Source organism: Methanosarcina acetivorans C2A, assembly GCF_000007345.1.
In the GTDB taxonomy this organism is placed as follows: domain Archaea; phylum Halobacteriota; class Methanosarcinia; order Methanosarcinales; family Methanosarcinaceae; genus Methanosarcina; species Methanosarcina acetivorans.
Genome location: NC_003552.1, coordinates 112,231 through 124,412 on the forward strand (window position 1 = coordinate 112,231; position 12,182 = coordinate 124,412).

Annotated in this window: 9 protein-coding genes; 2 read left to right on the forward strand and 7 right to left on the reverse strand. The window is 43.6% G+C overall.

The features are described from left to right. From sepS to MA_RS00470, 3 genes are all read right to left on the reverse strand, one after another. Positions 1 to 1,620, reverse strand: a complete 1,620-nt coding sequence (gene sepS / locus MA_RS00460) for an O-phosphoserine--tRNA ligase (protein WP_011020149.1) — start codon at positions 1,618 to 1,620, stop codon at positions 1 to 3. Positions 1,621 to 1,983: 363 nt separating this feature from the next. Beyond that, entirely contained in the window at positions 1,984 to 2,616 is a 633-nt protein-coding gene (locus MA_RS00465; RefSeq protein ID WP_011020150.1) for a haloacid dehalogenase, read from the reverse strand. Between the two features lie 798 nt (positions 2,617 to 3,414). Then, positions 3,415 to 3,687 carry a UPF0147 family protein gene (locus tag MA_RS00470; protein ID WP_048064806.1) on the reverse strand — a complete coding sequence of 91 codons (273 nt, stop codon included), beginning with the start codon at positions 3,685 to 3,687 and terminating at the stop codon, positions 3,415 to 3,417. Between the two features lie 246 nt (positions 3,688 to 3,933). On the opposite strand from MA_RS00470, the gene MA_RS00475 reads away from it, so the two are divergent. Next, a complete protein-coding gene (locus tag MA_RS00475; protein ID WP_048066053.1) occupies positions 3,934 to 4,614 on the forward strand; it encodes an Sjogren's syndrome/scleroderma autoantigen 1 family protein in 681 nt (226 codons plus the stop codon). A gap of 666 nt (positions 4,615 to 5,280) precedes the next feature. Here MA_RS00475 and MA_RS26365 read toward each other — a convergent pair. Further along, positions 5,281 to 5,442, reverse strand: a complete 162-nt coding sequence (locus MA_RS26365; protein ID WP_157860059.1) for a hypothetical protein — start codon at positions 5,440 to 5,442, stop codon at positions 5,281 to 5,283. Between the two features lie 75 nt (positions 5,443 to 5,517). Here MA_RS26365 and MA_RS00485 point away from each other — a divergent pair, with 75 nt between their 5' ends. Further along, the gene (locus tag MA_RS00485; protein WP_048064807.1) at positions 5,518 to 5,700 is read left to right on the forward strand and encodes a hypothetical protein; all 183 of its coding nucleotides are present in this window, start codon (positions 5,518 to 5,520) and stop codon (positions 5,698 to 5,700) included. A gap of 487 nt (positions 5,701 to 6,187) precedes the next feature. Here the strand turns inward: MA_RS00485 and MA_RS00490 are convergent, their stop codons facing one another. The 3 genes from MA_RS00490 to glyS all read right to left on the reverse strand — a co-directional run bounded on the left by MA_RS00490 (position 6,188) and on the right by glyS (position 12,072). Then, the gene (locus MA_RS00490) at positions 6,188 to 7,474 is read right to left on the reverse strand and encodes a transposase (RefSeq protein WP_011020154.1); all 1,287 of its coding nucleotides are present in this window, start codon (positions 7,472 to 7,474) and stop codon (positions 6,188 to 6,190) included. 105 nt (positions 7,475 to 7,579) lie between these two features. Beyond that, positions 7,580 to 10,045, reverse strand: coding sequence for a DEAD/DEAH box helicase (locus MA_RS00495; RefSeq protein ID WP_011020155.1), 2,466 nt, complete (start codon positions 10,043 to 10,045; stop codon positions 7,580 to 7,582). Between the two features lie 188 nt (positions 10,046 to 10,233). Continuing rightward, entirely contained in the window at positions 10,234 to 12,072 is a 1,839-nt protein-coding gene (glyS, locus tag MA_RS00500) for a glycine--tRNA ligase (RefSeq protein WP_011020156.1), read from the reverse strand. Positions 12,073 to 12,182 lie beyond the last annotated feature (110 nt).

Consider the following 12,182-nt stretch of genomic DNA (forward strand, 5'->3'; position numbering starts at 1 on the left):
TCACTCGAATTCCGCTTTTGCGGAGGTGAAGATCGGGCCTCTCATATCTATTTTTTTGTTTTTGCCCGTGATATAACGCTGGGCAGTAGCGCCTATTTTGATGTTGACTTCCGAGGGAACTTTTACAATCCTGACCCTGACGATATGTTCATCTGCTCCGGACATTGCAGCTTCTTCAATTTCCCTGGCAGCCTGGGCTGCAAAGGCTTCTATGAAGCGGATGCCTGCCATTGCGGAGTGGTTCTCAAAGGCTTTCTGCCACTTCTTCGTGTTCGGGATGCCAAGGATATCTCCCTGATAGGTAACGACTTCATTGAAGGCAGCAGGCCCGCAGAGTTTCGTATTCTCTTCGGGTTCGATTACGGAGACTTTTACTTTCCGTCCGCAAACTTCCCCCTCCCAGGCAGGGAATTCACAGGGGCTTGGCTCTTCCCCGTGCAGTTCGCACTGGGCGACCACGGCATCTGCAATTTCCCTCCCTTCGGGGGTTTCCGGGGTCTTGTCCACAAAGACCTGTTTTGCAAGTTCGCTGTCCGACATCTCCCATTCGGAATACTGGGGGATCTGCGGATAGGTCAGGGAGCGGATGTCAGGGGCGTCATGAAGGATCATGGCAAGCCTTTCGACTCCGAGTCCCAGGTTCATGACAGGGCACGGGATGTCGTATTCGGCAAGGGCTGTCGGGGAATAGATCCCGAAGGTTGCGATCTCGATCCAGCCGTCCGAGTACTTGGAGTTCGAACCCACGAGTTTCGGGTGGAAGGCAAAGACCTCAGTCTGGGTGTCAGGCACATAGTACTTGCTGCGTTTTTCATCGGGCCTGAAGAGGAACTTTTCAAAGCCAAACTGGGAGAGAAGCCCTTCAGCAACGGCTTTTCCATGGTCTACGGTCACGTTTTCGTCCATGATAACACAGGAAGCCGAGTAGTAGGTCATGAGCCTGGAAGCGTCTTCCTGCTGTTCCCGCCTGAAACAGCGGTCTATTGAGAAAAAGTGAAAAGGCGGTTCTTTTCGCTCAAGGAGGGCACCAAGGGATATGAACCAGCCGCTTGTCATGTGGCTGCGCAGTGTTTTTGTGCTTGCCTGGGCTACAAGTTCTTTGAATTCGGGAAAGACCTTTTCAATCATGTCGGCTACAAGGGCATCCGAAACTTCAAGAGCTGCCGAGATTTCAGGCACAAGGTCATCGCCTTCGACTTTCCCTTTTTTGTAAGCGTGGAGGACTTTCCTTACCTTGTCTATGCCTTCGTCCCCTATATCCCCCAGGATTCCGTTTATCTGTGCAATACGCTCGTCGGAAATCCCCACATTCGGGCGAGGCAGCCCTGCAAGATAGAAACAGCGGTCAAGGACTGCGAGGGCTTCGCTTCCGAACTGCTTGTGGACCTCTTTTTCATCAACTATAAGGGGGTTCATCATCTCTTCGAAACCCATGCGCAGATAGGCTTCTCTCAGTTTCTGGATTGTATCATAAACAGGGTGAGCTTTCCCGTATCTAAAGGTGGTTCTGGGGTAGCGCTCATTAAGGGTAGGGGTTTTGACCATTTTTTTACCCTCGTTCCAGGTAAGGTCAAAATTCTCCTTTGCATCTTTTTTTATTTTTTCTGGATCGAATCTCATGGATATCCTCTTGTAACTGATTATTGGAATTCTGGGTCTATCAGACCCTTACGGTTTTATCGTTTATATGAATATGTTGAATTGTCTGGCAGCCCTATGAAGTATATCGGATAGCGGGCGTCAGGTAGCTGGTTCTAAACTGCAATTTATCGCGTTAAATTGTAATTAATCGCGCTAAGCTGTAATTAAACATGCTAAGTTGTAATGTAACTGCGCTGAATAGTAAATGATTTTAATGGTTGAAATTTATCCAGTTTTTCTTCTCATCCTGGAGCTCTACTAGGGTGCTGAAGGAGTAAATTGTCTTACAGCCCTGTAGTCTTACAGCTTTGTGGTCTTATATTCTGATATATTCTGATCGTCTTACAGCCTGGATTCCAGGCTCTTCATTGCAAGCTCAAGTTTTTTCTGTTGAATTGAGTTTACCACATCTCCGCGTGTTTTTTCTATCAGGGAGCGGGAGATATCGGTCTTTCGCCTGAGCCCGCCGGTTATCGCGTCAGGGTAATCAAAGTCCATAAGGACTGCATGGATATTTTCCATGATCCCCAAAAATACTTCGGCATTTTCAAAGGATTCTTCCCTTATAAGGTCAAGGACATGTCTTCTGAGCTCCCCCACCAAATCTCCGAGCCCGTTAAGATAGGCAGCATACTCGACTCCCAGTTCATCCGGGGAAGGAAGATTCTGTATCTTTCCTTCTTCTTTTAATAAGCTGTAGAGAACTGCAACTTCTGAATATTCCTGCTGGGCATGTTCTACAAAACCGGCATGGTAAATGTCAGCATGCCCTTCGAACCGGGATTTGAGTTTCTTTAAAGCTCTTCCAGCCGCGTCTATACTTCTATTTGCTTTTTCAAAGTCTTTCCCTTGCAGGGCAAAGCTTGCTATCCTGCATTCCCTGACGATTTCCCTTGAAATTTTCAGTCCTTCTTCTCTGATCTTATCTTTAGTCTCGAAATTATCCCTTATCCGGATAGAAATTTCTTCCAGCATTACTTTTACCCCCCCTGTAAATATTTCATATTTCTATGATACCGTTTTTCCACCTGCTGGCTTTCCGCCCGTATCATGTTATCCCCCTGTATCATGTTATCCCCTATTTTTACGCATTTAGATGTGTTCCCGGTTTTATATTCTTTTTCAAGCTTTCACGCCACTATCTCAGAGTTTCTTTTCTGATATCTTTCCTACTGCATTCTTTATGAATTTCCTTTAAATTGTATTCTTTCTTTGATTTTTTCTGATTATCTTGTCTGTAGTCTTACCCCTCTTACCTGATCAAATCTCTAATTTTTTTAATATGTATAAAATGATTCTGAAGTTCTTTATATCTTTATCCCTTTTTTTGCCTTTTCTTTCGCTAACAAGCTTTAAGCATTTATTTTCTTTCGAAGCTCTGGTCATAATCTGAATTTTAATTCGAGTAGGGAAAACATGGAAGAAGGTCAAAATCAGATCGAAAAAAGACCGGAAAAATCGAAGTAGATTGAAGTTAGAAAGAAACAAGATTGGAGTTAGAATGAAAAAAGATGAAAAAGGTTTTTACCTTGTCGGTATCCCTGATCCCCTGATTTAATTCTAAAATCAGCCGGAGACGACTATCAAAATTACCAAGTCGCTTCCCGGCAGTTTTTAGTTTAGAATCAGATAAAGTTCGAGATTTTTAACAGAATCGTCTCAAGGAACGAATCTGAGCATATTTTCTTTCCGGGAGCCAAATTTTTTCTCTAAGGAACTCTCGGAGCAAATCCTTTTTACAGGATTAAGAAGAACTCTTCTGTTTTTCTTTTTTTACTCATCTACTGGAATGGTTTCAAGCTGGCTTGAAAGGTTCCATATCAGAGTCCTTGTGTGCAGTGGGAGGTTTGGGTCGTTGCTTATATCTTCGAGAATTGAAATGCTTGATGCTGCTCTAAGGAACAGGGGTTCGGATTCATTGTTCAGGATATCCATGATTTCATTCACAGAACGCCTGATATTTCTTGGAACTGAAGAGTCACTGGTTATGCTGTCAAGGACCTGAAGACATTGTCTGATAACTTCTGCTGAATCATTTGATGACATTTGAATCACCTTCGCAGTCAATTATGATGTAAAAATTAGAGCTAATAAATTAGTGTAAGACAGGCTAGTTATATAAAATATTATCGGTAATCCGTGAAATCGATTGTGTTAGTGTTTTCTCTTTGCGATTCCGTAAACAACCCATTTTCCGTTTTGCACATGATAAAGGTAGTTTCATATAGAGGGAGCTACACGAGAAATCTTATAATATGAGTGAAAAACCGTGCAAAAAGGAAGGTTAGGCATATGGATTCTGACAGAGACAAAAAAGTAAAGCGAATCGCTCGTTTCCTGGAACTCGGGGGCACAATGCTTGCCGAACACTGCAAGGTCTGCGGAGCCCCAAAATTTCGTTACCAGGGTACGGTAATCTGCCCTATCTGTGATGTCCGGGAAGAAGGAGAAGAAACTCCGGCTCCAGAACCTGCGGCAGAAGTCCAGGTTCCAGAAGCCAGATCTTCACCTGAGCGAGACAGACCTTCACCTGAACAAGACAGATCTTCACCTGAAAGGGGCAGAGTTCCAGCTGAGCGAGACAGGTCATCTTCTGAGACAAGAAAGAAAATACAGGCACGCAGACCGAAAACGAGGTTCGGGCAAAAAGCCCCGGAAACCGAAGGGGAAGAAGATAAGGTCCTCCGGTTTGCAGAAGAAGAGATTCCGGAACCCTCTTATGAGGCTGAAACCGCAAGAAGCACGTTTCCCGAAGTTCAGGCTGCTCCTGCGGTCCGGACAGAGAAAAGGACGGAGCAGGAAGTGGTTTCTTCAGTTCATGGAGAACGCGAGGAGCTGGAAAACCTTCTCTTTGAAAAGATGGTCAATATTGCAGCTTCCCTTCAGAATGAGAAGAATCCGCGTAGTATTGCCGAGCAGCTTGAGCTAATCGAAAAAGGCATTGGCCTGATAGAGCGGTTGAGGCGGATCTAAATTCTAACATCTGATACATTTGAATTGACTGTATTTAAACTAAAAATTTAAATTAACTTTAGTTAAACGATAAATTCAAGTTAATAATGGGCAGAAATAGCGCTAAAAATATTCGGGATTAAAGATATGCCGAAAAACCTCAGCTGATAGAGGAAGCCAGGAAAAAATGATTGTATATATATCTGATAATCGGAATAAACGGCTACAATAAAACCGGTTGGTATAAAAAAGCTTTTGAAGGGTAGAAAGAGCAAAAAAGAAGATTTTCAGGCTAAAAACTGGAAAAAACAGATCTTTTATGAATTTGCTTGAAGAATCTGGATTTTCCTGCTCTTTTTTCGTCCTTAAAAAGTTTAATATGCCCTGACTGGCTGGACTTTCGCCGAAAAACTGAAGCTTTTGCTCAGGAAACTCCGATCTCAATATGCAACTTTTTTCTCTCATACCTGCGGCAAACCCCGACAGATATCGATTTAGCTTTGTGGGGTCTCATTCAAGGCATTTCTTTCATTGTATATGGACATTTTAATTATAATTTCAATATATATCTATTATATATTCAATAGTTTTTATTTCTCCCATATTTCCTGATCTTTCATTACAGTTTTACGCTTTTTGATTACAGGAATCCCCTTTCCTGTTTTTCATTTCTACAGGGACAGCATTTTATAAAAGTATGTATCTTTTCCATGCGATATCGGTTTTGCCCTTAACTCCGTTAACTTCCACAAAGTGATTTGGGAGGATGCTTTTTCTATCATTATCTTTCGTTATAAATTTTGCCCTTTTTCTGAAAACCGGCATTTTGAGGGTGAACAGATCTATCATGATTTATCATAAATTTCTTTTAGGAGTGTTTATATTTTAGGACACGATAAATGTATATTGAGAGGTGATGAAAGCATGCGAGAGATATACAGAGACCTGCTTTCGTATCTGGTTACCTTTTTGAGGTTGCTTGGAGCGATGATTCTTCTTTTCCCTCTGGGATGGGTTTTCATCCTCCTCGGTGTACTGCCTGAGCCGAAGTGTACGGTTCACAGGCGGCACATGGAAAAAGTATTCTGCAACGTCAAAAAGTATTGATAAGACAGGTTTTTTTCTCGCGGGAATTCCCTCGGGAATTCCTTGTTAAAAACGTTTTTCCCGGAGCCTACAGTTGAATCCTGTTATTGCAGGCTTATAGTATGCGGTTTTCCTCCGATTCTGTTGCCGGCTTCCTCCTAATCGCCATATGGGTCTTTTCAGCCTCAGTCTCCGGGGATCATTATATTTTTTATATGCGAATTTATATATTTATGGAACATGTATGGATTCATAAACGTACATAAATGTCAGTAATTTCTCATTTTCAGAGTCTTTTTAATTTTTTCTGGTTTTTCTTCAATCTCAAGACAACCACAAAATTTTATCCCAATTTGAGCAAATCAATTCACTCATTTAAAAATGTTGATTCATTCACACAAGCATCCACCAAAATTTTCCAAATTGTGGAACTATTTTTGTGGGAATTTCCGACAGCTACAGCTATAAGCCATCAAGTTTAAGAACTAATTATTCTCCAATTCTAGCATTATCCATATTGGAATCTTGCTCTCATTAAAGGTGAGAAACCTTTCCATTTTCCAGTGCTGAAACACCGTTTGTTGAAAAAAGTAAATAGATTGTAACAAAAATTAGTTAGTCCATTATTGGTTTTGAATGACCTCGCTTTGTCTACTATATCACATATCAAAGAAAATATCTGTTCCATTGTATTATCTGTCTCAGATGTAAAACCTTTTTTCAAGAAGCTCACATTCTTGCTGAAAATCTCTTCGGCATAAGAAATCGCTTTATGAGACGCTTCAGAAAGTTCAAGATCAGAGTTAAATTCTCGTATCTTCTGAATATGCGCAACAGCACTGATAACCGTATCAGAAAGTATCAATTGAGATATCTCATTGTAGGTAATCTTATCGTTATCTGGAATCTCTTCAATAGAACTGAATTCCTCATAATACCTCTTACTAACGTTTTTTAATTGATGAAACACACAAAAAGAATGAGTCACTTCAGGAAAGACCATTTTTACGGCTCCAATGATCGCTTTATCCTCATCAGAAACAATCTTTTTGATTTTATCTTCAGGAAATCGGTTCTTTATTCGTATAAAAAGAGGCATCAGAGCCTCAATTGTTGGTAACCTCTCAGTTACTTCAAAATCTAAAATGACCTTCTCTTTGGTAGCAACAACGTAAACAGATTTATATCGCATTTTTTTCCATTCTTTCTTTGTGAGTTTCGTTCCAATAAATTCTTCAAGCTTTTTTTTCCATCCATTCTTGATCCAATTCCCATCAACATACAATGTTTCTTCAAAGCTAACTCCTTGGTTCAAAAGTTCTTGCTTTGAAAGTTTTGCTAGTTTCTGTTCATATAACCACAATGAAGTGGGACAAGGAGCTCTTCCACAGACATTTATTACTCCTTCTGTATATGTTTCCCCAATTCGCCGAGAATTGTGCAGACTGCATCGTCCATCGTATCTGACATTTATTTGTGTATCATAATATTCAGAACTGTAATTTGCAGAACCCTGAACACCAATAACCTGATCATGATAATGTTTCTTACAAGTGGGACAAAGCCAGTATGTAACATTGAGAGATATAGTGCCGTAACGTGATATAATAAAACGAGTGTGATGAGAGTTAACATGTAATTTACTTCCACAACTATCACACTGAGTAGGGGAGAATATAGAGAACATGGGATAGTATCGATTTCCAACCAAAACTTTTGGCAAAGGAATTATTATTTTGCCGTCAACTATCGTTTTTATCATTGATTTATCTATTGCAATGTTTCCTTTTCCCATAAATAGAAAAAATATATCAATATAATTAAAATTTTATTGTTTTGCACGATATAGAGGGAAAACGAAAAACCAGAAAATAATAAAAAGTCTCCATTTTCAGGTTCGTCAACCTTTATACGGGCTTTCGAGAACTTCCTTTATCCTGGCTGCGGTCTTTGGCCCTATTAATTTTACTTTCTTGAGTTCTTCCGTATCAGCCTGCAGGACCGCTTTTACGGAGCCGAAGTGCAAAAGGAGGTTTCTGGCGGCTTTCGGCCCGATATTCGAAATCGAAGAAATGAGATATTCCTGCTGCTCGGAAAGAGTGCTGGCAGATTTCTTCCCGTGAGGGTTGATTTCACGTTTGTTCTCTGTCTGCTCGCGTTTTGCAAGTATCTTTAAAATGGAAGCTGTTTCTTCCTCGTCCCGGGAGTGGAGAATGGATACTCCAAAATCGATAGCAATGGATACAAGTGTACCATAAATGGCATTAGGATTGATCTGCCTGGAAGTAAAAAGGTCCTCTCCTTCAATGATCAGGACAGGTTTTTCATACACTCTCGCAAGGTCTGAGAGCTGGGCAAAAAGGTTTCTTTTTCCGTCAATCAGGGAACTTGTAAAGTCGTCAGTACGCTTTCTTTCCACAGCAAGGCGGTCGCTTACCACGTAGTCCCCTACTTCGAGAACTGCAAAGCTGAGTCCCATGCCGAGCCTGTCCAGGGTTTTTGCAACCCCGCTTTTAGTCTCCCTGTGGTCTATCACTATTCTGAGGGATTCGCTTGCGTTGTCTTCGGATGCGGTTCCGAAATCCACAAGGGTTTTTTGCCTCTCTTTTGCGTTTATATCAGCTTGTTCATTTCCGCTCTTCTTGCCATCCCCATTTACGCCTGTTTCAGGGTGTGAGCTTTTTTCCGAGTATAGATCTGTTCTGTTCTCGAAACCGTCCCCTTCTTCATCCTCTTCTTCTTTTTCAATTTCAATTTCTATTTTTTCAGTTTTCAACTGTGGGTCCGGGGTACAGGGCAGGTTTTCGAAATCCGAAAGTGCTGCACTTTTTTTTGAAACCTTTGGGGTAAGGGCGGTTTCAAGCCCGTGCATGCTTTTAAGCATCCTTTTTTCCTTATTTTTGCTGCTCCAGTAATAGGCTTCGTCCCGCGTGCCCTTTGTCACAAGCACGATTACCCTGCCTTTTTGCTGCCTGCCGGTCCTGCCCTTACGCTGGATGCTGCGGATTTCCGAAGGGATAGGCTCGTAAAATAGTACCATGTCCGTGGCAGGGATATCAAGGCCTTCTTCAGCAACTGAAGTGGCTACCAGGACGTTGTATTCTCCAGCCCTGAATTTATCCAGGATTTCTGCCTGTTGCTTCTGTGTAAGCCCTTTGTTCTTGTTGCGCGAACCCTGACCTACAAAACGGATCGGAATAATTCCGGAAAACCCGGATAGGGCATTTGCCACTATTTCGGCAGTGTCCCTGTAGTTGGTAAACACAATTACCCTGGAATCAGGATTTTTCTTTAGCTGTTCGGATACGATTTTCCTTGCAAGCTCGAGTTTGGGATGTTCAACATCGCATTCCTTTACCCTGTACAGGGCTTTTCTCATGTAAAGGTCGTCCATGAGCCTTTTTGCAGCCTTGCTCGCACTTTTCGAGGAAGCTTCCGAATCCAGCTTTTCCAGGTACTTCCTGAGAGTCTCAAGCCCCTGCGTCTCCACCATCTCCACTGCATGGTTCACCTTCATCATTTCGGCAACCACAGACATGGCAGAGAATATCGCAGGGTCTCCTCCCACACGGATTTCTCCCTGGAGCTGTTTCTGGAGAAGCAGGAGGTCTTTTTTGGAGATATATTTCCCGCTGCCTGCAGAAAAACCGAGATCTTTTATGATTCTGAGCCGGTCGTCGAGGATCTTTTCCAGATAGCTCCGGATTTCGGCCATTTCGGGAGGAAGCTGGACCTGAAGCCACTCTATTTCTTTTTCCTGCACATAAGGGCGAACATCCCTGTCTTTCTCGGTTTTCACAGCTACGTTTTCAACATGTAAAGCCTGGCAGACCTCTGCGATTTTCTCGTCCGAGCTGCCCGGACTTGCGGTAATTCCGAGTATATGGGGATTTTTTGCGCTTTCAAAGTACTTTTCCGCAATAAAGGTATAGGCGTAATTTCCAACAGCCCTGTGGGCTTCATCAAAGGTGATGTGGCTTACGTCCTCAAGGCTGATCCTTTTTGTAAGAAGGTCGTTTTCAATTACCTGGGGGGTGGATACTATCAGTTTTCCCTGTGCCCAGAGCTTTTCCCTCTCTGCAGGGGCGATGCTGCCTGTAAAAGCCAGAATCTCTTCTTCGGGAAGGGCCATCACCTTTTTGAAAAAAGCAGCATGCTGGTCTACAAGAGGTTTTGTGGGCGAAAGGATCAGGGCTTTTCCCCCGAAACGCTGGAGCCTTGAAGCAATTACAAAAAGAGCTATTATGGTTTTTCCAAGCCCTGTAGGGAGCACAACAAGGCTTGACCCTTCAAGGGCTTTGCCTGCAAGGTTGAGCTGGTATAGCCTCTGCTCAACTGTGTCGGGCTTAATCAACGGATGCTTCATGCATGCCGGTTTCTCAGGAAAAAAACTCTCTTTCATTTCTATTCAGTTTTGTTTATTTCGGTTTTATTTGGGGCTTTATTTCAATTATAAAAAAGTAATATAAAATTAAAAACTTTGCTGCAGGCTTTTTACCTGCAGATCAGGAATTTAGAGGACCCTTAATTTAAAGGGTTCTTAAATCCTTTATTTTAGAAGTTAAAGGGCTTGCCTGCGGATTCGAAATCTCTGCCCCTGTAGATAAGCTCATAGAGCACGTTTTCGATCCCGTTGATAGGAGCCCGAACCTGGCGCATGGAGTCCCTGTCCCTTATTGTGACAGTCCCATCCTGAAGAGTGTCATAGTCCACGGTTACCGAGTAAGGAGTCCCGATTTCATCGTTTCTCCTGTAACGGCGCCCGATGGTCCCGGAGTCATCGTAATTGACAAGCAGGGTCTTTTCCCTGAGTTTTGCAATAATCTCCTTTGCCGGGTCTGCAAGCTCTTTTCTTGTTAGGAGCGGGAGGACTGCAACCTGCACGGGGGCGACTGCACTTGAGAAATGCATCACAAGGCGGGCTTCTTCGCCTTCGGCTTCACTCTCACTCTTTGCTCCCCCTGACTCTTTTCCTGCATCCTCTGTACCTTCTGCTTCTCCTGCACCTTTAAGTCCGGATTCGGCCGCTTTCTGGGCAACGTTTTCTTCGTCAAAGGCATGCTCCATTATGCCGTAGAAGATCCTGTCTATCCCGTAGGAAGGTTCAATCACGTGAGGAATGACGTTTTCTCCGCTGACTTTTATATTCTCCTCGGCAAAGTCCACAACGTCCGGGCTGACAGTCAGTTCTTCTCCATCCAAGGTAACCTTGATTTGATCCTTTGAGAGCTCTTCTTCCGAAAGCTGTTTTAAGGCGTCTGCAACGGCTTTTGCTTTGCCCTTGAAGAGGGGGCCGAGTTTTCCCATGTTCGGTTTTACGACAAAGCGGGTAACTATTTTGGGTTCGTCATATTCCACATAAACATAAAGGTCGGTCTTGCTGACCCTTGCATGGGCTTTGAGGTCGTAATCCGTCCTATCGGCGATGCCCACGATCTCTACCCAACCGAAGCGGTCCGTTTCGATTTCGGCGTCCCAGCAGTCGATTGCATAGTGAGCCATCTCATCCGTCAGGTGCTGCCTGAACCTGAGTTTTTCAGGGTCGATCCCTACTTTTGTCAGGAACTCGTTTGTGAGCGCGATGTTGTAGCCCAGAATCTCATGGGCAATAACGCCGGTTTCTACAGCTTCCCGCACGGTCAACCTGACAGGTTCGCCGGTTTGCTGGGCTGCCTGCGAATAAAGAACGAGCTCTTTGTCTGCGAATCGCTCGAAGTTAGGATGTTTTTTGTTCCTGGGGTCAACGAAAAGTTCGCACTCGGCCTGGGTAAATTCCCTGAGCCTTATTACACCCTGCCTTGGAGCGATTTCGTTCCTGTAAGACTTGCCGATCTGCACCGCCCCGAAAGGCAGCTTATCCCTGTAGAAGCGGGACAGCCTCTGGAAGTCCACGAACATCCCCTGTGCCGTTTCCGGCCTGAGGTAACCCTGCCTCCCGGTCCCGGGACCGATTGTGGTCTTGAACATCAGGTTAAATTCATAAGCGTCCTCGAACTCTCCGCCGCACTCGGGACACCTGATTTCTTTTTCCCTTATGACCTTCGTAAGTTCCTCTGCACTCAGGGTCCCTGCCGCTTCAGTTACGTTTTCCACAAGGTGGTCAGCCCGGAATGCCTCTTTACAGTTCATGCACTCACACAGAGGGTCAGAAAAGCCTCCTACGTGCCCGGATGCGATAAAGACCTCTTCAATTCCTATGGTCGGGCACTCGATTTCCATATGCCCTTCCTGGATAACGTAAAACTCTCTCCAGACCTGTTCGATCCGCCTCTTCAGCGTGCTCCCGAGCGGCCCGTAATCATAAAATCCGCGGCTTCCGCCATACAGCTCAAAGGAGTTCCATAAAAAGCCGCGGCGTTTTGCCAGCTCGAATACTTTTTCGTATTTATCCATTTTATAAATCCTCGTAAAATTGATCGGGGGATATAGGGTAATTGTGAATTTTTGACTTGTCCGAAATACTATGGATAAAGGGAATCATTATATTAAATTTGCACTGCTCT